We start from the raw sequence: 23,679 nt of genomic DNA, 5'->3' as shown, positions 1-23,679 counted from the left end.
GTTTTTTATACCACTGATTATTTTGAAAGCGAAATGATTCCGAGAATAGTAACTACTGTGGTCATGGTTGCACCAATGGCAGTTAAGAATCCCTGCACCTGCGATAGCTGCTGTTGGGCAGTAAGGTTTCTTTGAGGAATAATAATCTCTGAACCTGGTTCAACCTTTGGATATATATTTACGAAGAAAAAGCGTCTGGTCCGGTCAACCGAGCCGTTAGCATATAAAATATATGATTTACTTTTAAGCGACTTTTTAGTAAAACCTCCAGCTTTTGAAACGTAATTCATGAAGGTTTCTCGGTTAATGTACTTAATCGTAGTGGGATAGAGTACCTCACCCTGAATACGGACAGTTTCCAGGCGTTTAGGAATACGGATGATGTCTCCATCCTGAAGAATCATATCTGCATTTGAACCCGGGTTTTCTATGATTTTCTTGAGGTCAATACCTATCGATGATTTTTTGGTACTGCTGTCTGCATCAATTTCAATTCTCTGGTTATTTCCGGCGCTATTGGCAATTTCGCTAATTGTTTTTCTTCTTTGTTCAAGTTCTATATCGCTCAACTGAATGGTTCTGATCAGTGTGGCACCTTCAATGTAAGATTGAGGCGTAAGCCCGCCTGCACGTGCTATGGCGTCTGATATTTTATCGTCTTTGTTTTTTATGCCATATTTAGCCGGAAACAAAACTTCACCTTCAACACTTACAAAAGACTGGCTTACGTAGTTGGGTGATTTTCTGATGAAAATTTCGTCGAACGGATAAAGAATAAAATTAGTACCGGCAGTTTCCACACTCAGGTCAGGGCGGATATTGAACTGAAAAGTATCTGATATCTGTGCACTGGTTGATGTTGGGTCTACATTGCGCTTGCGTCTAACAACTTCTACTCTTGACAAAGAGGCAGATTCTGACAAACCGCCTACTTTTACCAGTACGTCTTCAATTGTCAGGTTTCTTACATACGGAATTTCAATACCACCTTGCCCATCAGGGTTATTAATAGCTCCCTGAATACGTATGTAAGCTGGTTCTGTAAGGTCAAATACCGATGGAATAGTTATTACATCTTCTCTTTTAAGAACCACATCCGCCGATTTACCTTTTATTATATCATCCAGATTGAGCGATATGTTTTCAATTATCATATCTTCTCTGGTTCTGGATATAGCAATTCTTCCCGTAAGGGCTTCGCCACGTAAACCTTCTGCCGACTTAACCAATTGCATAAGGGTAGGGTTGCTGTCCAGTGAATATTCACCCGGACGGAAAACCGAACCTTGAATGCGGACCATATTTTCGTATCTTTCAAGGAGTCTTTCAGTGATTACCGAGTCGCCGGATATGATGTTAAATGTATTAAAATCTGCTTCCATTACATCCAGTATTTTCCGTTCACGGCTGGTGTTTCTATGCACTTTTAAGCGGTGCCTGTAAGCATACGGGTTAAAACCACCGGCATAGCTTATTAAATCAGAAAGTTTTTCATTTTCTGTCAGTTCAAATAAACCATTTCGTTTGGTATTACCGCTAACTGCTATTCTTGAAATAAACGGTGAAATTTGAATGATGTCCTGGTCTTGTAGAATGATGTTATCTTTGGCAAATCCTTTAATAAGTATTTCGTATAAATCAAGCGAAGCAACAATTCGATTATTCCGAATCAAATTAATCTTTCTGAAAGTACCCAACTCGTTAGGGCCACCGCAGGCATACAAGGCATTTAGTATGGATGACAGCGAAGAAAGTGTGTAGGTGCCAGGTGCTACTACTTCGCCGGTAACCGTTACTTTTATACTTCTGATATTGCCCAGAGAAACAATCAGATGCGTGTTAGGCGGAAAACCTTCATAAGACTTTAAACCTGTATAAACTTTGGCCATTCGGGCCATAATTTTCTCTCTTGCCTGCTCCATAGACGAACCAGCCAGATAAATAAGCCCGACGCGGTCTAAGGTTATATAGCCGTCTGGCGATATAACGGTCTTATAGGTAGCCTGTGAGTAACCATAAATATCAATAACTAACTGGTCGTTTGGGCCAAGTACATAATTGCTGGGTGTAGCAATGTTGAGTGCCGGTGTTGGGTCAAACCTGGTAGTATTGAATAAATTGTAGCCAAAAATTCTTTTTCGCAGCGCTGCTCTTGAAGCGTCTTTTTCCAATTCAGACTCACGAACTGACTTCAACGAGTCTTCTCGTGCCATTGAAGCAAGGTCTGCTGCACTTAATTGCAGATTTCTTGTTGAATTGGGGTCATTACTTACATTTTTGTTATTACTACTTTTTTGCTGATTGCCGTTTTGCTGGGTATTTGAAGTTTGCTGTGTATTTCCAGGATTACCCTTCGTACCAATGGGGGCTCCGGTTGTGTTTGCAGGTGATATTGGCCCTGTGGCCGGGCCGCCTCCGTTACCTATGGGGGCATTTTGTGCAAAAGTATTGCTAATTATTAGCGTAAAAACCGTAATTTTGAGAAAACTTTGTAAGAAATTATTTTTGTTAAATTTCATATCTATAACGTTATTTGCCAAATTACAATTAGGAATTTATGTGCGCCACAACTTAATACAATGCAAAGTAAGTGAAGTTTTTTTATTTTTTTGCGCTTTGGTATTAAGTATGTGATAAAAAGAACTTTGAATTGCAAAGTAAGTTATAAATTCAAATAAAACAAAATATTTTTCAAAAATGGCTGAAAACAAGGAAGTAACTTATAACGAAGACAGTATTCGTTCGCTTGACTGGAAGGAACACATAAGATTACGGCCGGGTATGTATATCGGAAAATTAGGAGACGGGTCGGCTGCTGATGATGGAATCTATGTTTTATTAAAGGAGGTACTGGATAATTGTATTGATGAGTATGCCATGGGTTATGGCAGGTCTATTGAGATAAAACTGGACGAAGGTAGTTTGGAGGTAAGAGATTACGGACGCGGAATACCCCTGGGTAAAGTGGTTGATGTGGTATCTAAAATAAACACGGGCGCCAAATATGATAGTAAGGCTTTTCAGAAAGCGGTGGGGCTTAACGGGGTAGGTACAAAAGCTGTAAATGCGCTTTCGTCAAGGTTTAAAGTACAGGCTTACCGAGATGGTAAAACCAAATGGGCTGAGTTTTCTAAAGGCGAATTGGTGAGCGAATCGGAAATTATAGATACAGACCAGAAGAATGGTACCTGGGTTACTTTTACCCCTGACGACACAGTGTTTAAGCACTATCATTATATTCCGCAATTTGTGGAGTCAATGATTTGGAATTACTGTTACCTGAACGCCGGGTTGGCTATATTCTTTAACAAACAGAAGTACATATCTCAGAATGGATTACTTGACCTGCTGCGTCGCAAAACAGATGAAGACCTGTTGAGGTACCCTATTATTCACCTGAAAGGCGAAGACATAGAGGTGGCGTTGTCGCACGGTAACCAGTACGGAGAAGAGTACTATTCATTTGTAAACGGACAAAATACTACGCAGGGTGGTACACACCTTTCGGGTTTCAGAGAAGCAATTGTACGAACTGTCAGAGAGCATTTTGGTAAAGACTACGCTCCGGAAGATATCCGTCAGTCAATCATTGGCGCTATATCAATTCGGGTACAGGAGCCGGTTTTTGAGTCGCAGACCAAAACCAAGCTGGGGTCTCAGAATATGTCGCCCGAGCCAAATTCACCAACGGTAAGAACATTCATCAGCGATTTTCTGAAAGAGCAGCTAGACAATTACCTGCACATGAACCAGGCAGTTAAAGATGCCCTTAAAAAGCGCATTGAACAGTCTGAAAGAGAAAGGAAAGAATTGGCTGGTATTAAAAAACTGGCTAACGAAAGGGCCAAAAAAGCAAACCTGCATAACCGTAAACTTAGAGACTGCCGTTTTCATCTGGATGATGAAAAAAACGAGAAACGTCATGAAACCGTGATGTTTATTACTGAAGGAGACTCTGCCAGTGGCTCAATAACCAAAGCACGAAACCCCGAATTACAGGCCGTATTCAGTTTAAGAGGTAAGCCTTTAAACAGTTTTGGCCTCACTAAGAAAATTGTTTACGAAAACGAAGAATTTAACCTGCTGCAACATGCACTGAACATTGAAGATGGTCTGGAAGGCCTCAGATACCAGAAGATTATTGTAGCTACCGATGCCGACGTTGACGGCATGCATATCCGGCTGCTATTGCTTACATTCTTTCTGCAGTTTTTCCCGGACCTGGTGCGTGAAGGACATTTGTATATCCTGGACACGCCACTTTTCAGGGTGCGCAATAAAAAAGAAACTATATATTGCTACTCAGAAGAAGAAAAAGAGGCGGCAATTAAAAAACTTTCGCCAAAACCTGAAATTACCCGTTTTAAAGGTCTTGGCGAGATTTCGCCCGATGAGTTTGAAGGTTTTATAGGTGAGGATATTAAACTGGACCCCGTAATTCTTGAGAAGGAATCATCAATTACCAAAATTCTGAGTTATTACATGGGCAAAAATACACCTGAACGCCAGCGGTTCATTATTGAAAACCTGAGAGTTGAGAAAGATGAAATTGATGAAAAGCTTGAAGAAATTCTTGACCTGAAAGAAGGAAAGCCCGATTTGAAAGAAGTTGCCTGATTATCTGCCTGAAAAGGTTTTACCCTAATTTATTATAGACATTTAAACACCTATCTTAACAGTGACACTAGACGAAGTAAGAAAAGATATTGATTCAATTGACGACCAACTATTAGTATTGCTCAATAAACGTATGCAATTGGTGCAGCGGGTAGGTGAAATAAAACGTTCTACCAAAGCTATTATTTACAGACCCGAGCGCGAAAAGCACATCCTTGACAGGATGAAGGCGCAAAGCCAGGGGCCTTTGACAGAAGATGCCATTGATGCCATTTTTCTGGAAATATTTGCCGCTGCCCGGAACATTGAATTGCCCGAAAGAATTGCTTTTCTGGGGCCCGAAGGGAGCTTTACGCATCAGGCGGCAGAAAGCCGGTTTGGCGCTATGAGCGAGTACATGACACTGCCCACCATTAAGTCGGTTTTTGAGGCAGTTGATACCGGCAGAGCCAAATATGGAGTGATTCCTATCGAGAATAATCAGGAGGGTATCGTATATGAAACTGTAGACCTGCTGAATGAGATGAGTGTAAATGTAGCCGCAGAATTAAAGATTCCGGTTCATTTTGCGCTGGCTACAGAAGCAGAGAATCCATCGAAAATCAAACGGATATATTCTAAAGACATTGCCTTCAGACAATGCCGAGGGTTTCTGAACAAGTATTTTGAACAGACACAACCGGAAGAAATTCAGGTGGAGTCGACCTCAAAGGCGGCAAAACTGGCTGCAGAAGACCCTGAAAGTGCAGCCATCTGCTCTGAAATTGCCGCAAAACTTTTTAGCCTTCCTGTGCTTTTCAACAACATAGAAGATAACGGACAAAACCGTACCCGCTTTTATATATTGGCCAAAGATTTTGTTAATGAGAAAAGCGGTAATGACAAAACCACGATTATTGCTCGTTTGCCTGATACTGATAAACCGGGTATTCTGGCCAATTTTCTTCAGGATTTCAAAAAGGCGGGTGTAAACCTTACAAAAATTGAAAGCCGGCCATACAAAGGCAGCGAAGATTTCAATTTCTGGTTCTTTATTGAGTTAGAGGGTTTCTTTAAAGATGAAAATCTGGAGAAAGTGTTTAAGAAACACAGAAACGCGATCAAATGGCTGGGTAGTTACGTAAAAAATGCCTGATGCTATTTTTTTCTGAAAACAGCGGCGGCTGCAATTAGTACCCAAACGATATTAACAAACATCGACGGATATGCCTGGTGGAAATATGTATTGATTACAAAACATATTCCACCAATGGCATTGGCCCAAATGTAACGCGCATCTTTGGCATCCATTTTGCCTTGAATATTCAGGAAATAAGAGCCAGTAACCAAAACCGCCCCAATCCAGCCAATAATTTCTACCAGGTTTAGTTGCATAAAATCTGAATACCCGTTTCTTTATCTTTTGTTATCTGGCTTTTCAGTTCATCCAGTCCGTTAAATTTCCGTTCAGGCCGAATGTAATCAACCAACTCAACGGTAATGTTCTCGCCGTAAATATCATCGCTGAAATCTAGTATGTACACTTCCTGTGTTCGGCCGATGCCATCAACAGTAGGGCGGTTGCCTATATTCATTATGCCATTGAGCCACTGCCCTCTTACAAGTGCCTTTACTGCATATACGCCATTGGCTGGTATTAATTTGTATGACTCAGCTACCTGGACATTAGCAGTCGGGAAGCCAATGGTACGACCCAATTGGCGGCCTTTAACAACAATGCCAGAAAAAGTATAAGGCCTGCCAAGCAATTCGTTGGCGGCTTTAATCTGGCCATTCTGTAACGACTCCCGTATTTGTGTAGAGCTGATAACCAGGTTGTCTATTTCCTGCCGTGGAATTTCTTCCAGTTCTAATCCGAAACGGCGTGCATGGGCTTCCAGATACTCAAAACCACCTTCACGGTTTCTGCCAAAGCGGTGGTCGTAGCCTATTACCAGTTTTTTGGTGCCAATGGTATCAAGCAATATATTCTGTACGTATTCTTCTGAAGACAGCTCTGAGAACTCTCTGGTAAATGGCACTATCAGTAAGTGATTTACCCCTTGTTGCTCAAGCAACTCAATTTTTTCATCAATGGTAGAAAGCAATTTTAAGCCCTGGCTGTCTTGCGAAACCACCATACGCGGGTGAGGCCAGAAAGTAAGAACAACCGATTCGCCGCCAGAGGCCGCTGTGCTTTCGCGTAAAATCTGTAAAATTTTCTGATGTCCTAAATGAACCCCGTCGAAAGTGCCGCTGGTTACCACAGCATTAGCAAGAGGTGTAAAGTCAGATAGATTATAATATACTTTCAATGTTAAGACGTTTTAAGAAGCACCCGGGGGCAGTATTTGTGTATCACCACTCAATTATTGGGTGCGAAATTACGAATATTCTCTAAATACTGGTCGAGGCTGAGTGCATTTTCAATGCGGAATTCACCAATACGTGTGCGTCGCAAAGAACTCATGTAAGCGCCCGAATGCAGTAATTTGCCTAAATCTCTCACCAGGCTTCTGATATACGTACCTTTAGAGCAAACTATTCTGAACGATAGCTCCGGGAAGTTGCCTGCATCAACTTCAAAGGCTTTTATTTCAACCTGACGCGACTTAATGACCACTTCCTGTCCTTTTCTTGCTGATTCGTACGCCCTTTTGCCATCTACTTTTATAGCAGAGTGTGCCGGGGGTATCTGGTCAATTAACCCTGTGAGTTGTGCTACTGCCAGCTGAATGGCATCAGGTGTAATATGGCTGATAGGATATTCCGCATCAAAATCTGTTTCCAGATCAACCGATGGCGTAGTTTTACCAAGCACCAGGGTTCCGGTATATTCTTTTTCCTGAGCCTGATAGGTCTCAATCTCTTTGGTTTTTTTATTGGTACACAATATAAGCAAGCCGGTGGCCAGGGGGTCTAGCGTACCGGCGTGGCCTACCTTCTTATATTTAGCTGCGTACCTAACCTTGTTTACAACATCAAACGATGTCCATTTCAAAGGTTTATCTATCAGCAGTACATCATTGCGCTCGTCTGGTACTGTTTGCATCAATTAAACAATCTTTAGGTCAAATCCTGCTGCCACAAGGCCAATTATAATCAGGCCGACAATAATTCTGTAATAACCAAAAACCTTGAAACCGTATTTCTGAAGAAAACCAATAAAGAACTTTATAGCCAGCATGGCCACAATAAAAGCCACAACATTACCCACTAATAATAATTGTAGTTCTTCAGTTGAAAACGTAAGTGAGCCTGCTTTGTAGCTCTTTAACAACTTGTAAGCAGATGCCGCAAACATGGTAGGTACTGCCAGAAAGAAAGAAAACTCGGCAGAGTTTTTTCTTGATAAACCCTGAAACATACCACCAATGATACTGGCAGCAGAACGAGAAACGCCGGGAATCATGGCTATACACTGAAACAAGCCTATTTTAAGGGCATCGGGGTAACTGATGTTTTCTTTTGTGGCTTTGTTTTCAAAGTATTTATCAATAAATATCAATATTACCCCGCCCAAAACCATTGAAATAGCCACAACCAGCACGCTCTCTAATAATGAATCAATAAAATCATTCAGTAAAAAGCCGATAATCATGGCTGGTATAAAAGCCGTGAGCAGTTTTGTATAAAACTGAACTGACTGGAAGAAGCGTTTCCAATAAAGTACCAGAACAGATAAAATGGCGCCAAACTGAATGTTAACTTCAAAAATCTTGGTGAACTCAAGCTCGCTGATTCCCATTAATGAAGAACCGATAATCATGTGTCCTGTTGAGCTGATAGGCAGGTATTCTGTTATACCTTCAATAATGGCAAGTATAATGGCCTGAAAAAAATCCATTGATAAAATTGTAAAAGTTTAGGATATGTGAGTTAGTATGAGCCTTAATAGACTTATTTTTTTTTGAAAATGGCATAAAATTCAAAAATGAAGCCAATAAAAACAATGGCTGGCCCTAAGGTTATGCCCAGAAAACCAAAGCCGAATTCTTCTTTATCCTGGGTCATAATAAAAAAGCCCACAAGAATAAGCGCTATGCCTGCCAGCATTAATACATAGTTTTTTCTGGTAAACGGAAGCGCACTTTTGGTTTCAGCGCCTGTAGTTTCGGTTACTTCCGATGCTTTTGCATTTGTATTTTTCATAAGTACAAAGGTTCTGTATCCCGTAAAAATATTTTATTGGTTTGCCATGCAACAGGGATATGTTTCGCATGAAAAAATGATTTTAATATAAGTCGTCAAGATTCATTCTCAGGTATCTGTACATTGACTGAAAAGTGCTGAGCACACTGATTAAAATGCCCAGAACAATAACCCCACCGCAAAGAATACCAATTTTCAGGTAGTCTTGCAATATAATCAGGCTTGGTATTTTATTAATAGCAATCTGCTGCACGCCCATAAACAAGCCAATGGCAATGATACCAGACAATAAACCGTGTACTAAACCACGGCCAATAAAAGGCCTTTGAATAAACCAGTTGGTAGCGCCAACCAGCTGCATACTTCTAATAATGAGCCTTTGCGAATAAAGCGCCAGACGAATGGTATTGTTGATTAGCAAGATAATGGCAATGAGCAAAATAACAATAATAGAGGCGATAATCAGAAAAGCGTTGTAGGCATTTTTATTTACGCTGTCTATAAAATCTTTGGCATAATTGACCTCAAAAACCCCGTCTATTTGTTCCAAATCTTTTTTGATAGTTACCAGATTGGCTTCACTCTGGTAATCTTCCTGAATTTTAATATTGAAGGCATCGCGGTATGGGTTTTCACCTAAAACCGGCTTATAGTCTTCTTTCAATTCTTTCAGAACTTTCTGTGCAGTGCTTTCTTTTGATATGAACTTTATCTGTGGCGTATTGTCAAGGTAAGCCAAATAATTTTTCTTGATGATAAGGTTACGGATAGAGTCTTGCTGAGCCGGGGTTGTTGATTTGTCAAGATACACCTGCACTTCAACATTCTGGCGCACGTAACCAACCAGTTGTTTTGATGTAATGGCTATCCAGCCAACAAAGGCAATCAGAAATAAAGCAGTGGTTAAGCTGATAATAATTAAAAGACTCGGAAAACTGCCTATTTTTCTTTTCGACATCTTGAATATCTTTAATACAATACTTTGCCTGTTTGTAACTTTGGGCAAAGATAGGAAATGTAGCAGAAATTCGGACTAAATTAATGATTTTTAACAGATCCTTCGGTGTCTCCACGCCAGCGCGCTATGCGTTCGGGCATGTTTTGTTCTATGATATTCTTTACAACCTCAGTTATTTCATCTACGGTTGCATCTGGAGAAAAGTGAATAGGGTCTTTGAATTTTACCCTTAGTTCGGTATTCCGTTTTTTGTAGGCAAGGCCAGTTTTATTAAATGCCCTGCGGAAGCCGTCTATTACTACTGGCACAACAATGGGGTTATTTTCTTTAATTATGTGTGCAGTACCTTTTCTGATAGGGGCATAAGGGCTGGTTGTACCCTGCGGAAAACTCACCACCCATCCAAATTGTAATCCTTTAGAGACGTTATTACCTGCCGACGAGTCCAGGTCTCTTCTTACGTTTTCTCCTTTCGCTCTCCATGAACGTTCTACCAGAATGGCGCCTGCCAGGCTGAAAATACGCGGAATAAGACCTTCTTTCATTGTTTCGCTGGCGGCAACATAAAATGTACGCGCTCTGGGTGCAAATAATGATACCGGAATAACTCTATTACCAAAGCCCCATTTAACTGAACAAAACACATGATAAAAGGTGATTACATCTGCAAAATAGGTTTGATGATTGGATATAAAAAATACATTCTGGTTGGGCAGGCGGGCAATTTTTTCGGCGCCTTCTACTTTTAACTGATTAGCCACGGCTATGCGCCAGTAAGTGGGGAAACCAGCCACAAGAATGATAATACGTTTTAAAATAAGCCAATTACCGAAAGGATCACGCTCAAAAATACCCAGAATATCAATGTACGAAACAAGCCTAAAAAACAAATTAGGGTCTTTGTTGGGAATTGGTAAAAAGTTACGCAGTATTCGAATCATTATCGCTTTATATTGTTTAGTCAGGGTTTTTGAATGCGTAAGTTAAAAATAAAAACTTACAATTCCACAACCCTGACTGCACCAGGGCTTATTTTACCGGAACCGCCCAAATGTCAAAATGTTTCCAGTCGCTCATATTTTCGCGTTTGATTGCCTGTTTTTTAGCTTTAGCGTCAAATGCTTCAACATAGGTTAAATGGTAGCCCATATCTGCCACCAGGTCATAAAGACTTTGCCTTTCTGCCTTTGATAACCCCGGAAAACACTCAAAAATTAAATTTGGTTTATGTTTTTTCAATAAAGAGGCAATAGACCTGATGATTTCTATATCATAGCCTTCGGTATCAATTTTAATGAGTGACAGGTTCTTTAGTTCTTCAGGGTAGTTTTCGTTCAGGAAACGCTCCAGATTCACCCCTTTTACTTTTTCATTCAATTCGTATTTCCCGTGTCTGTTCTGCTGTGTTTCGGCAATGCCGCCATTGTTATGGGTTGCCTCTGACGAACTGTAAAAAAAATCGCCTTCATGGGTTGCAATAGCCAGTTGCAGCGGAATAATGTTGGTAAGTTCTTTATTGAGAGAGGCGTTTTTTTTAAGTATCTTGTAAATATACGGGTTTGGGTCAAAACCCAGTACGGTGCCTTCTTTGCCAACCGCCAATGCCATTGGTAGCGTAGAATCGCCGATATGGGCACCGATATCAATCACAAAGTCTCCTTTTTTTAGAAAAGCATTGTAAAAATCTACCTGGCTTTGTGTAATATGCTTTTCGGATTCAAGTGGGTTTTCCCATTTGGCAAAATTTACTTTACCAAACTGAGGTAATTCATATTCTTCCACTTTATGGCCGAATTCCCTAAACGTTGTTTTTATTTGGTGTTTTTCAAATTTTCTTTTCAGATAGGAGAACATAATAAATAATAGGTTTAAATGATGTTTTAATAAATAAAGAATCAGACCTTTATACCCAAATCTAAAAAAACTATGTAATGTTTTAATGCTATTTTTAATATAAATTAATTTTTTATTAAAATTGATGTGAGAATTGACCCCCGGGGCAAAAAAAATAAGCTATCTGACTGATATCAAATAGCTTATTACATATAAATTCTGAAAACAGCTTAATTGCGCTTGCTGATTTCGTCTCTTATTTTAGCGGCTTTTTCGTATTCTTCATTGGCCAGAGCCTGATTAAGCAGGTTGTGCAGTTCTTCCAGATTAAGGTCTTTAAGAGAATCTTTCTTTACTCTCTGCGGGCGGGAAGAAGAAGATACCAGTTCCTGTGGTTCGTCGGCGGGTGTGGCATCTTGTGCGGTTATACCTGCATCTGAAAGAATCTGGTCGGTAGTATAAATAGGTACCTGAAAACGCAAACCAATAGCTACCGCATCTGACGGCCGGGCGTCTATTGATTTCTGGCGTATGCCATCAGTACAAATAATTTTGGCATAGAAGATACCCTCCTTTAAATCAGAAATAAGAATTTCTTCAACTGTAAAGTCAAATGCACGGGCAAATGACTTGAAGAGGTCGTGCGTCATTGGTCGATTAGGCGTTATACGCTCCATTTCAATCGCAATGGCTTGGGCTTCAAACATTCCAATAATAATCGGTAATCGGCGATTACCAAATTCCTCTGCCAACACCAACGCAAATGAGCCGGTTTGTGATTGGCTTGGAGAAAGGCCAAGTATTTCTAGTTTTATTTTTTCCACGTTGCAAATATAAGGATTTCTTAAATTGCCCATTCACTTCAACCATAAAAATTAAGAAGCAGCGTATCCTTATATCTGGTAAACTTCCATTCGGTACTTTTGGTTTCCTTAATTTGCTATATACAGGCTATGTACAAAAACATAAAGCCTCTGAAATCGGCTTTCAGAGGCTTTGCTAAGTATAATCAGTTTTTTAGTTCAAATCTTTAACCGCTTTGGTAAGTTTAGGCAATACATCAAACACATCGCCTACAATACCGTAGTCGGCTGCTTTGAAGAAAGGAGCCTCGGGGTCTTTATTAATAACCACTATTACTTTAGATGAATTAACCCCGGCCAGGTGCTGAATAGCCCCTGAAATACCGCAGGCAATATACAAATTCGGCGAAACCTTCACGCCTGTTTGTCCAACGTGTTCGTGGTGTGGTCTCCAGTCAAGGTCAGAAACAGGCTTAGAGCAGGCCGTTGCTGCGCCCAGCGCTTCGGCCAGGTCTAGTAATGGTTGCCAGTGTTCTGGCCCTTTCATGCCTCTGCCACCAGATACCACGAGGTCCGCCTCTGGTAATGACACCGTTCCTGACGCCTTTATGGTTTCTGTTACTTTGGCAGTAAAAAGATTCTCAGCTAAAGCAGGAGAGAAGGTCTCAACCGTTGCGGCCGTTGAACCTTCTACCGGATTTACCACGTTTTTCTTGATAGCCAAAACCTTAATATCGCTGGTTACGTTTACATCGGCAAATGCTTTACCCGTAAAAATGCTACGTTTTACTTTAAAACCACCTGATAAATCTGGCAGTTCTACGACGTTTCCGACTACTGCGGCTTTTAACGTACCTGCAGCCCGTGCAGTTACGGCATCGGCAAGAGAAGACTTCGCCGTAATTATTACCTTAGCGCCTATTGACTGCACGGCTTCTACCAATACTTTGGCATAAGCCATGCTGTTGGCGGTTTCCAGTTTTGGGTCGTTGGCGTGCAAAACTTTGGCAGCGCCATAATGGCCTGCAATGGCCAGCGCGCTGGCATCTGCCTTGCCAATAACCAAAGCTGTAACAGCTGTGCCTGATTTTTCGGCCACCTGAGCGCCATAATAAATAGCCTCAAGCGATGATTTTTTGATTGCGCCATCGGCAATCTCTGCAAAAACTAATATAGCCATATTATAAAGTCTTTTCTGAATTGAATAATATATTAAAGCACTTTGGCTTCTTTATGAAGCAGCTCAATTAATTTTTCTGCTTCATCGGCAGGTATCATCTTGCAGGCACCTTTGGCCGGTGGCAAGCTGTATTTATCAGTAGAGGTGAGCGCCTCGCCCGATGCCGGAATTACTTTCAATGGTTTGGTACGGGCTGTCATAATACCTCTCATGTTAGGTATTTTCCATTCGGCTATGGGTTCCTGGCAACCCAAAACAAGTGGTAGGGGGGCTTCCAGTTTTTCTTTTCCTCCTTCTATCTCACGGGTCATTTTTGCGGTGCCGGCTTCTATATCTAATTGCATAACCGGCGAGAACGACGGGATACCCAGTATTTCGCCCACAATACCATGTACTACACCCGAGTTATAATCACTGGTTTCGCGGCCCATCAATATCAGGTCATAACTGCCTTCTTTAGCTACTGCCGCTATTTGCTCAGCTACAAAATAAGAGTCGGTAGGGTCGGCATCAACCCTGATGGCATCATCAGCACCAATAGCCAACGCTTTCCGTATTTGTGGCTCGGCATCTGCTTCACCAACATTCAGTACGGTTATACTTGCACCTGATTTTTCTTTTAATTCTACGGCTCTTGCCAGTGCGTAATCATCGTAGGGTCCGATGATGTATTGTACTCCTGCCTTGTTCAACTTGGTGTCGCCATCAGTAAAACTGATTTTTGAAGTTGTATCAGGCACATTCGAAATGCAGACTAGTATTTTCATAGTTTTTTGCCCCTTACCCCTAAAGGGAGATAATTATAGAATAGATGCTTTCAGGGGTTTTCTAAAAAGCATTGTATTTATAATATTGAACAATATTTATTGCCTATTTTTGCCTTTTAAGGATGTGTACCGACAATAAATTGTTATGCACGCATAACATTACAAAGCTAAATTAAAGAACAATAGTATGCAAGAGGAACGATTAAAAATTTTGCTACAGTATCTGGAAGAAGAGCCCAATGAGCCCTTTAATATTTACAGCGTGGCTATGGAGTACATGAATACCAACCCGGGCAAAGCGCTGGGGTATCTTGAGAAATTACTGGCAGTGCATCCTGATTACGTGCCAACGTATTACCACGCAGCCGCTTTGTATTTTGAGCTGGAAGAATTTGAAAAAGCTGATGAAGTGTATAAAAAAGGTATAGAAATAGCTCACCAGAAGCAAAATAAAAAAGCTTTTGATGAGCTAAACCGAGCTTACAGAATGTTTCTTGACGAAATCGAATAATTAATGATGATATTCGTCTTCTTCCTGAACACTTTTCTTACCAAACAAGGCTCTGAAAGTATCGGTCATATAAAATATATCCAATACTTTATTACGGGCCTGTTTCATTGTATAAACCCTGTGGTTTTGTTGTATCTGTTCTTCCAGGTATTTCAGCACATATGCCATGCACTCTTCGTTTACCGAAAAATCGTCAACTATATACATCACAAACCGGTTTTCGATGGCCTCGTCTGCTAAATATAAAACTAAATGAAAATCTTCTCCTACCAGAAATGCCGCAGTTTTGTCTGTATCAAACTTCCTGAACATCTCACCGTTATCTACAAGGCAATCAATAATTGCTACCTCGTCTGTTATGATTCTTAATGTTGGTTGCACACGCATAATACCGTCTTTTTTATTGTGTTCTAGTTTGTTGCTTTTCAAATATAACGTAATAATTCAAATTAAATTCACGAAAAGTGAAAAAAAATCTTGGAATAGTATAATTTATAAATTATAAAATTGCCTGAATCAGGTTTATTTTTGAGTAGTAATACTCAAAAAAATAACATTTTATCAAAATCTTGTATCGTTTTAAGTAATTTCGCTTTCATAAATTAAAAAAAACAGCTTTTGGCCTGAAAAGGTAACTTTCATTTTTGCCCAAAAATTTTTTTTCAATGCGATATAAGACCTCAAAAATCAACACTTCATCAACTAAAAATAATCGTGCCACCTCTGTTTTAATGATTTACACAGGCGGAACACTGGGTATGGTATATGACTCTAAAAGTAAAAGTTTAGTGCCTTTTGTTTTTAGTGAGATTTTAACCAACGTGCCAGAGCTACATCGGCTGGAGTGCGAACTCACCACTTTGACGCTTGATAAACCCATTGACTCGTCTAACATGCAACCGGCAGATTGGGTAGAAATGGCCCGCATTGTGTATGATAATTTTCAGGATTATGATGCCTTTGTGATTCTGCACGGAACCGACACAATGGCCTACACGGCCTCTGCGTTGAGTTATCTGCTTGAAAACCTGAGCAAACCTGTGATACTGACAGGCGCACAGTTGCCCATTGGCGTAGCAAGAACCGACGCCCGTGAGAATCTGATTACAGCCCTTGAAATTGCATCGGCACAAATTAACGGCCGCCCGGTAGTACCAGAAGTAGCCATATATTTTAATTCTTACCTGCTAAGGGGTAGCCGCGCCAAGAAGAAAGAAAGCAGCCAGTTTAATGCCTTCAGGTCTGATAACTACCCTTTTCTGGCCGAAGTGGGGGTTACAATTGACTACAATTTTCCGTTCATACGCCCGTATCGAACCGATTTACCACTGATACTCCACGAAAAGCTGGATGAAAATGTAATGATATTGAAGCTTTTTCCAGGTTTGCATCGTAATCTGATGCATAATCTTTTTAAAACCACCGGCCTGAAAGGCGTGGTAATGGAAACATACGGAGCCGGCAATGCACCATCAGAAAGCTGGTTTCTGGAAGAATTGAAACAGGCTATTGATGCCGGGATTGTGATTTTCAATGTATCGCAATGTGATGGCGGACGGGTGTTGCAGGGTACCTACCAGACCAGCAGGCAATTGCAGGAAATTGGCGTGGTAAGCGGCTCTGATATAACTACCGAAGCGGCCATTACTAAAATGATGTATCTTTTTGGAAATGAGGAGTCGCCCGAGCGGGTAAAATTCAATCTGGAACGTGATATTTGTGGCGAAATGTCAGTTTAAAATCGTTTTACTAAACTTATCAGGTCCACCTTTATAGCCTTTATATAGTTGATTAAAGTAAGAGATGTCAGGTGTATAAATATGCCCACCCTAAAAGTAAGAATTGTAGAGGCAGGCGCAACCATAGCAAAAGTTGTGGCATGCGGTGAAATTTACCTGATGTTGCAATATAAACGTTTGCAGGAAAAACCGCAATTAAAAGTACAATTATTCCCCAGGCAGCGTAAGTTCTTGTGGCCGGTAACAACAAGCCTGCACCTAAGACAATCTCAGCCATGCCGCTTAACTGTACCATCGCCTTATGAAAAGGTATGTAAGGTGGCATGGCTTTAAGGTAAAACCTCTCGTTAATAAAGTGCATAATGCCTGCAAAAATATAAATTGCGGAGGCTAAGTATAATCCTATCGACTCTACGGTGCTCATGGTAAGTTGCATTTTAGGCTGCGCAAATTAATTTGTTTTTTATAACTATTAACGCTTACTTGGTAATAATATTCAACCAGGCCTCTTACTATGAAAGCGTTACTTACTTTTTGTATGGTATGTGTACATTGCTTTGCCATACGTGCCCAGTCGGGTACCAGCAACAAACCCATTGTTAAAGCGGCTTCTGCTTTCCTGCAACTGCTCGACAAAACCCAGCTTGAAAAAATCATTTATGCTTACGATTCAGAAGAACGTTTCAACTGGTATTTTGTACCAAAAGCCCGAAACGGACTGATGCTGAGAGAAATGACCGACCCACAGAAAGCAGCAGCCTTGAATTTATTGAAAGCAACCTTAAGCCAGCAGGGACAGGAGAAAGCCATAGCAATTATGCAACTGGAGATTATACTGAAAGAACTGGAGAAGGCGCCACCTGAAAGTGATTACCGAAGCCCGGTAAAGTATTATTTTACTATTTTCGGAACACCCAATGAAAACAAGCGCTGGGGATGGCGTTTAGAAGGGCATCATTTGTCGCTTAATTTCTCCTCAGCCTCCGGAAAACTGGCATCAGCTACCCCTTTGTTTTTCGGCAGTAACCCCGGCATTGTGCCAACCGGTGAAAAAAAAGGCTACCGGATTCTTAAAGATGAAGCTAATGATGCTTTTGAACTACTCAATTCATTTTCTGCCGAACAAATAAAAAAAGCAATTGTATCGGATATCGCCCCTAACGACATCATAACCAGCAATAAACGCAAAATAGGTGCGCTGGCTGATGAAGGCATTACCTTTGCTGAAATGAACGATAGTCAGCAAAAACTGTTATTGCGGCTGTTAAGTGTTTATGTAAAGAATTACCCGCTGGGTTTTTCGAACGAACTAATGCAGAAAATAGAAAAGGCCGGATTAAACAAGTTAAGGTTTGTTTGGGCCGGGGGTAGAAAGTATGGAGAATCTAACGGGCATTATTACCGGATTCAGAATGAAGTAATTCTGATTGAATATGATAATACCCAAAACGGTGGAAACCATATACATACCGTAACGCGTGACCTGACCAATGATTTTGGTGAAGATATACTCAGCAGGCACTATGAGCAGGAACATAAATAAAACTAAACATTCATGATGCTGTGGCTGTACTTTATCTGGTGGTTTATGTTGGCAGGGCAGCACGCTGGCCCAAAGACCTATTATGTAAGTGATACCGGGAATGATGCAAACGACGGGCTAAGTATAAAAACAGCCTGGAAAAGTATGGCAAGAGTAAACGAAACCATATTTAAGCCAGCAGACCGCTTATTATTTGAAGGCGGTAAGGTATTTAATGGAACCATACAACTGGATAGCCTTGATGGTGGCATTGCCGGAAGTTTAATGATAATTGGCAGTTACGGGGGTAAAAAGGCGATTATTAATGCCGGAGAGAACGGTGGATTTTTTGCTCATAATACCCAGGGCATCAGGCTTGAAAATCTGGTTTTTGTCGGAAACGGTGTAGATAAAAACAAGCAGAATGGCATTGAATTTTACAACGGTTACGCATCAAAATGGTTAAGTTCAATTGAAATTGACAGTTGCGAGGTAAAGGGGTTTCATAAGTATGGAATCTTGATTATAGGCGACAAAAGCGATTCCACCGGCTATAGAAATGTAAAAATAACACATACTATTGCTCATGAAAACGGTGAGGCAGGTATGGCATCATTGGGTAAATATCCGGCAATTCCGCACAAAAACTTCTATCTGGCACATAACAAGGCATATCATAACAAAGGCATTTTAAGCAAAACAACCAATCATTCAGGCAATGGCATTGTAATGGCCGGCATTGATGGCCTATTGATTGAGCAATGTGAAGCATACGAAAACGGGGCAGATAACAGATGCACCGACGGCGGGCCTGTGGGCATTTGGCTATGGGCTTGCAAAAATGGCATTATTCAGAATTGCGAGTCTCATCATAACCATGCCGGAATGACCAAAGATGGAGGAGGTTTTGATATAGACGGCGGGGCGTCAGATTGTGTTATCAGAAATTGCTACGCACACGATAACGAAGGTGCAGGTTATCTGTTGGCTCAATTTGATTGCCCGCTCAAATTCAGCCGTAATAAAATTCTTAACAATGTAAGCCGTAATGATGGTCTGAAAAACAATTACGGCAGTATTACTCTATGGGGGCAAAATGCACAAAACAGCGTAAGTAATAGCATTATAAGTGGCAATAAATGCTTTGTGGAGGCAAAAGGCGTTAAGAACGGAAAACCCTGTGGCGTTCGGTTGTCGGGTTCTTATTTTAATGGTGTAAAGTTGCACAATAATTACTTTGAGATTGCAAAAAATGCCCGATACATTAATGCAGATAAAGAAGTAAGTGCTGCAAGTGTACACTTTAAAAACAACAAACTTAAACAAAGGTAGTGTTATGAAATACCGTTTATTATGTATGGTAGCTTTAGTATGGGCCCAATCATACGCTCAGAAAAAAACCACAGATACATATTTTCCTGCTTTCAATAACTGGCTGCAAAAAAAGCCTGAAGAACTGGGTCTGAACGGAGCAAAACTGGCAGAGGCCATCAACTTTGCCATTGCCAATGAGTCAAAGAATCCGCGAAATATGGAGGTGTCGCATTACAAGAGCTTTGGTAAAGAACCATTCGGCTTTGCTATTGGTCCATTTGCCGAAAGGGGTGTACCCACCGGGCTTATTATCTACAAAGGGTATATAGTTGCCCAGTGGGGCGAGCCTGATAGATGCGACATGACCCACAGCGTAACCAAGAGTTTTCTTTCAACAGTGGTTGGGCTGGCCGTTGACAAGGGATTGATAAAAAATGTAAATGACACGGTAGCCCCTTATGTGCCACCTGTTGAAACTTATGGACAACCTGTAAGCCGCCCGGCAGATGATTTTGGTAAGCCTGAATTAATAAACCTGTTTGATACTCCTCATAACAAAACCATTACCTGGGATGCCCTTTTAAGACAAACCAGCGATTGGGAAGGAACGCTTTGGGGAAAACCCGACTGGGCAGACAGGCCTGATAAAGATGCAGCGCTATGGCAGGGCAGACCCAGACACAAGCCCGGCTCGGTTTATGAATATAATGATGTGCGCGTAAATGTGCTTTCTCTGGCGACGCTGAGTGTATGGCGCAAACCATTGCCGCAGGTACTGAAAGAACAGATAATGGATAAAATTGGGGCATCAAATACCTGGCGATGGACCGGCTACCGCAATTCGTGGATAGTGTTGGACGGACAAGCCGTGCAATCGGTAAGTGGCGGAGGGCATTGGGGAGGCGGAATGTTTATTAATGCCTATGATATGGCCCGCTTTGGCCTTTTGACATTGCATAGAGGTAAATGGAGCGGCCAGCAGTTGTTATCTGAAAACTGGGTAAAACAGGCATTGACTCCAACCACGGCCGAACCAACTTATGGCTATATGAACTGGTTTCTGAACACCGATAAAAAGTTATTACCAAGTGCCGCGGCTAATGCATTTTATCACCTGGGTAACGGTACCAATATGATTTATGCAGACCCTGACCACGAGCTGGTAATGGTAACCCGCTGGATAAGCACCAATGCCATGGATGGATTGGTGAAAAGAGTTTTGGAAGCCTTTCAGCAATAAGTAATTCAATTTTAAACTAACATCTATGAAACAATTAACCTTAACTATTTTATTCATTTTTCTGATATTTGGTGCTTTGGCGCAATCAGCCCTGGGCAAAAATGAAATTTACGAAATACGGGTGTACGAAATGCGCTTCGGCTCACCGGTTGCCAATCTTGAAAACTATTTTAAAAATGCATTGATACCTACGCTTAACAGATTAGGTGTAAAAAACGTAGGCGTGTTTAAGGAAACCGGTAAATCTGAGCCGGCTAAAATTTATGTCATTATCCCTTATGAATCCATAGAGCAATATGGAATAATCAACGCACGTGTAAAGACAGATGCCCAATACAGAGAGGCAAGTGCAGAATATAATGCGCTTCTGCCTGATAAAGCTCCTTATACCAGATTTACCTCTTCTCTGCTACTGGCTTTTGACGGCCTGCCGCAAATGATAAAACCCAAAGCCGAGCAACGTTTCTTTGAATTAAGAACCTACGAAAGTTTTTCGGAAGATGCTTCACGCCGGAAGATAAAGATGTTTAATGATGAAGAAATAAAGATTTTCTACAACACGAAATTGAATCCGGTTTTTTTCGGAGAAGTTATAGCCGGAGACCACCAGCCTTGTATCACCTATATGCTTACATTTAAAAACATGGAAGAAAGAGACGCCAGCTGGAAAGCTTTCAGCGCCGATGCAGACTGGAAACGGATAGCGCCAATGCCCGAATACGCCAATACGGTGTCTCGTATTATAAGAGTTTTTTTAGAACCAACCGCTTATTCACAAATTTAACTGAATGAAAACCGTTTTCTCTATTATTGCAGGGCTTTCAATAGCTTTGCAGGTAAATGCCCAAAATGCTACCTACGCAGAAAGACTGGGGTACCCCAAAGGAGCCAAAGTAATTATTATGCATGTTGACGACGTAGGGATGTCGTACGACTCAAACATCGGCGCTATCAAAGCTATGGAAGAAGGAGTGGCCAATTCACTGAGTGTAATGATGCCTTGTCCCTGGGTACCGGGCTTTGTACATTATATGAAGCAACATCCTAAAACAGATGCCGGGTTACACCTGACACTCACCTCAGAATGGAAAGACTATCGCTGGGCACCATTGGCCGGTAAAGCTGCGGTACCCAATCTGGTAGATGAAGAAGGCGCAATGTGGCGCAATGTACAAAGTACAGCCATGCACGCATCGGCCGATGATATTGAAAAGGAAATCAGAAGCCAGCTGGACAGAGCCCGGACAATGGGTTTTGAACCCACACACATGGACTCGCACATGGGTACACTCTTTGCCAGACCTGATTTTCTGGAGCGTTATCTGAAAATAGGTATGGAACAAAAAATACCGGTGATGTTTCCGGGAGGGCACGATTACATGATAAGAAAAGAAATCGGAAACCTGGGCCTTCAACTAGTGCAGGCACAGGCAATAGGTAAAAAATTATGGGATGCCGGGCTACCCGTACTTGACGATTTACACAACGTTAGTTATGAGTGGAATCAGTACAAGAATCAGAAAGTAAGCGACGAAGTATTGCAGAAATACAAAACTCAGAAATACATTGAGTCGTTTAAAGACCTTCAACCGGGTGTAACGATGGTTATTATGCATTGTACGGCCACAACCGAGGTTTTTGAACACATATCAGACTCCGGCAATAACCGAAGAGGAGATTTACTGGCCATGCTTGATCCTGCACTTAAGAAGTACATACAGGATAACGGCATAATTATGACTACCTGGAGAGAATTGAAAGAAAGAAGAGAAAAAGTGAAATAATGACAAGTTAAAGTCCCGGCAGTAAATACTCTACCGGGACTTTTGCATTCTTACTTAAAACTTCACTGTGCCATAAGCACCTTCGTCAGTATATTCTTTTCCGGTTACGATACTGCTTAACATTTTTAGGCCCACAATTATTTTGTTTGAGGCGCTATCCCAATACTCGGCTTCATGAGCCATAACCCTTATCAGGGTTAGATTTGGGTCATCTTTTCCTTCCGGAAACCATGCTTTGGCAAAGGGTGTCCAGAACTCATCAATTTTCTTTTGGTCGTCTACCTGCTCAGCTTCACCCATAATACAAACGTAGGTATTATCTGAAGGCGATGAATAACAGACACACACATGTGCATTTGACTTTATTTCATCAATTTTACCCGAGTCTTTCGCAGTCAGAAACCAGATATTTCCCGCTTCGTCCATACCTTGTGTTCCCATGGGTCTGCTTCTGATATGTCCATTGTTATCATTCGTACATAGCATAGCAAACTTAATATCTTTCACCATTTCACGGATATCTTCACGGGTTTTTGTCTCCATATTATTCATCGTTTTTAAAGTCGTTTGGTTCAGCAGTATTTAATCTAAAAAACGCATTCCATCCTAAGTACGTGCGGTTTTAAGTCAAAGAAGCAATCGGTGAGGAGAGAAATCAACAGTATGTCGGGTAATTTAATTCTCTGGTTTTATGATTATGCTTAAAATCATACTGTGGTATGACTTTTTTCTTTCTCAGGATTAGAATTTATTCCCAATTTCACAGAAAGTTAAAGCCAAAGATAAAAAACATTTATTTCCATGAACAAGCTAAATGAAGAAGCATTGAGAAGCCTGAAACAACTCCGGGAAATTAATACTGTGAGAGCTAAGGGATATCAGAAAGCTGTGGATATGACCAAGAACGGAAGTTCAAAAAAGTACTTCGAGGTCAAAATAAACGAGAGCAAGTCTCTCAGTGAGTTTATTGACCGCTCGCTTGAAATTGTAAACGAGCCTGAAAGTAATCTGCGTAAATTGGAAGGAGACAAGCTGCACCAATCGCAGTTTTATTACACAATGGCTGCATCGTCTACTAACCCGCGTACAGTGGCGGTTTCATGCCAGTTGGGCGATAAATTTGCAGAAAAAGCCTATGCTTCGGCTCTTAGCGTACTTCAACTGTTATCATGGCCTGAAGTAAAAAGCGTTCTCGATGTGCATGTTTCAAATCTGAGAAAATCGTTTGAATCAACACAAGAAGCATTTGATCTGGCTTTTATCTATTGATAGACACTAAT

25 protein-coding genes are annotated in these 23,679 nt (G+C 41.1%); 10 read left to right on the top strand and 15 right to left on the bottom strand.

Going from position 1 to position 23,679, the window contains the following annotated elements:
- Positions 1–17 precede the first annotated feature (17 nt).
- Positions 18–2,519 carry an SLBB domain-containing protein gene (locus C0V77_RS14830; RefSeq protein ID WP_101727121.1) on the bottom strand — a complete coding sequence of 834 codons (2,502 nt, stop codon included), beginning with the start codon at positions 2,517–2,519 and terminating at the stop codon, positions 18–20.
- Between the two features lie 178 nt (positions 2,520–2,697).
- Between C0V77_RS14830 and C0V77_RS14825 the strand changes: the two genes are divergently transcribed.
- The gene (locus C0V77_RS14825; RefSeq protein ID WP_101727120.1) at positions 2,698–4,617 is read left to right on the top strand and encodes a DNA topoisomerase IV subunit B; all 1,920 of its coding nucleotides are present in this window, start codon (positions 2,698–2,700) and stop codon (positions 4,615–4,617) included.
- Positions 4,618–4,678: 61 nt separating this feature from the next.
- Positions 4,679–5,752: a prephenate dehydratase gene (gene pheA, locus C0V77_RS14820; protein ID WP_101727119.1), complete on the top strand. Its 1,074-nt coding sequence runs from the start codon at positions 4,679–4,681 to the stop codon at positions 5,750–5,752.
- A 2-nt stretch (positions 5,753–5,754) separates the two neighbouring features.
- Here pheA and C0V77_RS14815 read toward each other — a convergent pair whose 3' ends face one another.
- The 11 genes from C0V77_RS14815 to C0V77_RS14765 form a co-directional block, all read right to left on the bottom strand.
- A complete protein-coding gene (locus C0V77_RS14815; RefSeq protein WP_101727118.1) occupies positions 5,755–5,991 on the bottom strand; it encodes a CBU_0592 family membrane protein in 237 nt (78 codons plus the stop codon).
- A complete protein-coding gene (locus C0V77_RS14810; protein WP_101727117.1) occupies positions 5,982–6,911 on the bottom strand; it encodes a bifunctional riboflavin kinase/FAD synthetase in 930 nt (309 codons plus the stop codon). Before C0V77_RS14810 ends, C0V77_RS14815 begins: the two co-directional genes overlap by 10 nt.
- Before the next feature lie 50 nt (positions 6,912–6,961).
- Positions 6,962–7,648, bottom strand: a complete 687-nt coding sequence (gene truB, locus C0V77_RS14805) for a tRNA pseudouridine(55) synthase TruB (RefSeq protein ID WP_101727116.1) — start codon at positions 7,646–7,648, stop codon at positions 6,962–6,964.
- A 3-nt stretch (positions 7,649–7,651) separates the two neighbouring features.
- The gene (locus C0V77_RS14800; RefSeq protein WP_101727115.1) at positions 7,652–8,443 is read right to left on the bottom strand and encodes an undecaprenyl-diphosphate phosphatase; all 792 of its coding nucleotides are present in this window, start codon (positions 8,441–8,443) and stop codon (positions 7,652–7,654) included.
- 53 nt (positions 8,444–8,496) lie between these two features.
- On the bottom strand, positions 8,497–8,748 hold the full coding sequence (locus C0V77_RS14795) for a DUF3098 domain-containing protein (RefSeq protein WP_101727114.1): 252 nt from the start codon (positions 8,746–8,748) through the stop codon (positions 8,497–8,499).
- 82 nt (positions 8,749–8,830) lie between these two features.
- Positions 8,831–9,706, bottom strand: coding sequence for an ABC transporter permease (locus C0V77_RS14790; protein WP_101727113.1), 876 nt, complete (start codon positions 9,704–9,706; stop codon positions 8,831–8,833).
- Positions 9,707–9,786: 80 nt separating this feature from the next.
- Positions 9,787–10,647, bottom strand: coding sequence for a 1-acyl-sn-glycerol-3-phosphate acyltransferase (locus tag C0V77_RS14785; protein WP_101727112.1), 861 nt, complete (start codon positions 10,645–10,647; stop codon positions 9,787–9,789).
- Between the two features lie 88 nt (positions 10,648–10,735).
- Complete coding sequence (locus C0V77_RS14780) at positions 10,736–11,560, bottom strand: FkbM family methyltransferase (protein ID WP_101727111.1); 825 nt, start codon at positions 11,558–11,560, stop codon at positions 10,736–10,738.
- A 209-nt stretch (positions 11,561–11,769) separates the two neighbouring features.
- The gene (locus C0V77_RS14775; RefSeq protein WP_101727207.1) at positions 11,770–12,363 is read right to left on the bottom strand and encodes a bifunctional nuclease family protein; all 594 of its coding nucleotides are present in this window, start codon (positions 12,361–12,363) and stop codon (positions 11,770–11,772) included.
- Positions 12,364–12,556: 193 nt separating this feature from the next.
- The gene (locus C0V77_RS14770) at positions 12,557–13,522 is read right to left on the bottom strand and encodes an electron transfer flavoprotein subunit alpha/FixB family protein (protein ID WP_101727110.1); all 966 of its coding nucleotides are present in this window, start codon (positions 13,520–13,522) and stop codon (positions 12,557–12,559) included.
- Between the two features lie 32 nt (positions 13,523–13,554).
- The gene (locus C0V77_RS14765) at positions 13,555–14,289 is read right to left on the bottom strand and encodes an electron transfer flavoprotein subunit beta/FixA family protein (RefSeq protein ID WP_101727109.1); all 735 of its coding nucleotides are present in this window, start codon (positions 14,287–14,289) and stop codon (positions 13,555–13,557) included.
- A gap of 187 nt (positions 14,290–14,476) precedes the next feature.
- On the opposite strand from C0V77_RS14765, the gene C0V77_RS14760 reads away from it, so the two are divergent.
- On the top strand, positions 14,477–14,800 hold the full coding sequence (locus C0V77_RS14760; RefSeq protein WP_101727108.1) for a tetratricopeptide repeat protein: 324 nt from the start codon (positions 14,477–14,479) through the stop codon (positions 14,798–14,800).
- On the opposite strand, the gene C0V77_RS14755 is transcribed toward C0V77_RS14760, so the two are convergent.
- Positions 14,801–15,229, bottom strand: coding sequence for a hypothetical protein (locus C0V77_RS14755; protein WP_101727107.1), 429 nt, complete (start codon positions 15,227–15,229; stop codon positions 14,801–14,803).
- A gap of 236 nt (positions 15,230–15,465) precedes the next feature.
- Here C0V77_RS14755 and C0V77_RS14750 point away from each other — a divergent pair, with 236 nt between their 5' ends.
- Positions 15,466–16,539 carry an asparaginase gene (locus C0V77_RS14750; protein ID WP_101727106.1) on the top strand — a complete coding sequence of 358 codons (1,074 nt, stop codon included), beginning with the start codon at positions 15,466–15,468 and terminating at the stop codon, positions 16,537–16,539.
- A 67-nt stretch (positions 16,540–16,606) separates the two neighbouring features.
- Here the strand turns inward: C0V77_RS14750 and C0V77_RS14745 are convergent, their stop codons facing one another.
- Complete coding sequence (locus C0V77_RS14745) at positions 16,607–16,963, bottom strand: DoxX family protein (RefSeq protein ID WP_101727105.1); 357 nt, start codon at positions 16,961–16,963, stop codon at positions 16,607–16,609.
- Between the two features lie 90 nt (positions 16,964–17,053).
- Between C0V77_RS14745 and C0V77_RS14740 the strand changes: the two genes are divergently transcribed.
- From C0V77_RS14740 to C0V77_RS14720, 5 genes are read left to right on the top strand one after another with little or no spacing between them, the layout of a single operon-like run.
- The gene (locus tag C0V77_RS14740; protein WP_229236291.1) at positions 17,054–18,082 is read left to right on the top strand and encodes a DUF3500 domain-containing protein; all 1,029 of its coding nucleotides are present in this window, start codon (positions 17,054–17,056) and stop codon (positions 18,080–18,082) included.
- A gap of 12 nt (positions 18,083–18,094) precedes the next feature.
- Positions 18,095–19,393 (top strand): right-handed parallel beta-helix repeat-containing protein, encoded by a 1,299-nt coding sequence (locus tag C0V77_RS14735; protein ID WP_101727103.1) that lies wholly within the window; start codon positions 18,095–18,097, stop codon positions 19,391–19,393.
- 4 nt (positions 19,394–19,397) lie between these two features.
- Positions 19,398–20,615: a serine hydrolase gene (locus C0V77_RS14730; RefSeq protein ID WP_101727102.1), complete on the top strand. Its 1,218-nt coding sequence runs from the start codon at positions 19,398–19,400 to the stop codon at positions 20,613–20,615.
- 25 nt (positions 20,616–20,640) lie between these two features.
- On the top strand, positions 20,641–21,399 hold the full coding sequence (locus tag C0V77_RS14725; RefSeq protein WP_101727101.1) for an NIPSNAP family protein: 759 nt from the start codon (positions 20,641–20,643) through the stop codon (positions 21,397–21,399).
- 4 nt (positions 21,400–21,403) lie between these two features.
- On the top strand, positions 21,404–22,399 hold the full coding sequence (locus C0V77_RS14720; protein WP_101727100.1) for a polysaccharide deacetylase family protein: 996 nt from the start codon (positions 21,404–21,406) through the stop codon (positions 22,397–22,399).
- 54 nt (positions 22,400–22,453) lie between these two features.
- Here C0V77_RS14720 and C0V77_RS14715 read toward each other — a convergent pair whose 3' ends face one another.
- The gene (locus C0V77_RS14715) at positions 22,454–22,942 is read right to left on the bottom strand and encodes a pyridoxamine 5'-phosphate oxidase family protein (RefSeq protein WP_229236290.1); all 489 of its coding nucleotides are present in this window, start codon (positions 22,940–22,942) and stop codon (positions 22,454–22,456) included.
- 258 nt (positions 22,943–23,200) lie between these two features.
- On the opposite strand from C0V77_RS14715, the gene C0V77_RS14710 reads away from it, so the two are divergent.
- Positions 23,201–23,668 carry a hypothetical protein gene (locus tag C0V77_RS14710; protein ID WP_101727098.1) on the top strand — a complete coding sequence of 156 codons (468 nt, stop codon included), beginning with the start codon at positions 23,201–23,203 and terminating at the stop codon, positions 23,666–23,668.
- Positions 23,669–23,679: the final 11 nt, after the last annotated feature.

The sequence above is a fragment of the Emticicia sp. TH156 genome, assembly GCF_002855535.1.
GTDB classification, from domain to species: Bacteria; Bacteroidota; Bacteroidia; order Cytophagales; family Spirosomataceae; genus Emticicia; species Emticicia fluvialis.
Note: the sequence above shows the minus strand (reverse complement) of the source record. Positions and strands in the feature narration are given on the sequence as shown.

What these genes read in the sequence shown, in the direction of transcription:
- C0V77_RS14745 (WP_101727105.1), bottom strand. Translation starts at nt 16,963, where the DNA reads ATGAGCACCGTAGAGTCGATAGGATTATACTTAGCCTCCGCAATTTAT.
- C0V77_RS14815 (WP_101727118.1), bottom strand. Translation starts at nt 5,991, where the DNA reads ATGCAACTAAACCTGGTAGAAATTATTGGCTGGATTGGGGCGGTTTTG.
- C0V77_RS14725 (WP_101727101.1), top strand. Translation starts at nt 20,641, where the DNA reads ATGAAACAATTAACCTTAACTATTTTATTCATTTTTCTGATATTTGGT.
- C0V77_RS14710 (WP_101727098.1), top strand. Translation starts at nt 23,201, where the DNA reads ATGAACAAGCTAAATGAAGAAGCATTGAGAAGCCTGAAACAACTCCGG.
- C0V77_RS14780 (WP_101727111.1), bottom strand. Translation starts at nt 11,560, where the DNA reads ATGTTCTCCTATCTGAAAAGAAAATTTGAAAAACACCAAATAAAAACA.
- C0V77_RS14785 (WP_101727112.1), bottom strand. Translation starts at nt 10,647, where the DNA reads ATGATTCGAATACTGCGTAACTTTTTACCAATTCCCAACAAAGACCCT.
- C0V77_RS14825 (WP_101727120.1), top strand. Translation starts at nt 2,698, where the DNA reads ATGGCTGAAAACAAGGAAGTAACTTATAACGAAGACAGTATTCGTTCG.
- C0V77_RS14830 (WP_101727121.1), bottom strand. Translation starts at nt 2,519, where the DNA reads ATGAAATTTAACAAAAATAATTTCTTACAAAGTTTTCTCAAAATTACG.
- C0V77_RS14750 (WP_101727106.1), top strand. Translation starts at nt 15,466, where the DNA reads ATGCGATATAAGACCTCAAAAATCAACACTTCATCAACTAAAAATAAT.
- C0V77_RS14735 (WP_101727103.1), top strand. Translation starts at nt 18,095, where the DNA reads ATGATGCTGTGGCTGTACTTTATCTGGTGGTTTATGTTGGCAGGGCAG.
- C0V77_RS14715 (WP_229236290.1), bottom strand. Translation starts at nt 22,942, where the DNA reads ATGGAGACAAAAACCCGTGAAGATATCCGTGAAATGGTGAAAGATATT.
- C0V77_RS14765 (WP_101727109.1), bottom strand. Translation starts at nt 14,289, where the DNA reads ATGAAAATACTAGTCTGCATTTCGAATGTGCCTGATACAACTTCAAAA.
- C0V77_RS14795 (WP_101727114.1), bottom strand. Translation starts at nt 8,748, where the DNA reads ATGAAAAATACAAATGCAAAAGCATCGGAAGTAACCGAAACTACAGGC.
- C0V77_RS14770 (WP_101727110.1), bottom strand. Translation starts at nt 13,522, where the DNA reads ATGGCTATATTAGTTTTTGCAGAGATTGCCGATGGCGCAATCAAAAAA.
- truB (WP_101727116.1), bottom strand. Translation starts at nt 7,648, where the DNA reads ATGCAAACAGTACCAGACGAGCGCAATGATGTACTGCTGATAGATAAA.
- C0V77_RS14730 (WP_101727102.1), top strand. Translation starts at nt 19,398, where the DNA reads ATGAAATACCGTTTATTATGTATGGTAGCTTTAGTATGGGCCCAATCA.
- C0V77_RS14790 (WP_101727113.1), bottom strand. Translation starts at nt 9,706, where the DNA reads ATGTCGAAAAGAAAAATAGGCAGTTTTCCGAGTCTTTTAATTATTATC.
- C0V77_RS14720 (WP_101727100.1), top strand. Translation starts at nt 21,404, where the DNA reads ATGAAAACCGTTTTCTCTATTATTGCAGGGCTTTCAATAGCTTTGCAG.
- C0V77_RS14740 (WP_229236291.1), top strand. Translation starts at nt 17,054, where the DNA reads ATGAAAGCGTTACTTACTTTTTGTATGGTATGTGTACATTGCTTTGCC.
- C0V77_RS14800 (WP_101727115.1), bottom strand. Translation starts at nt 8,443, where the DNA reads ATGGATTTTTTTCAGGCCATTATACTTGCCATTATTGAAGGTATAACA.
- C0V77_RS14760 (WP_101727108.1), top strand. Translation starts at nt 14,477, where the DNA reads ATGCAAGAGGAACGATTAAAAATTTTGCTACAGTATCTGGAAGAAGAG.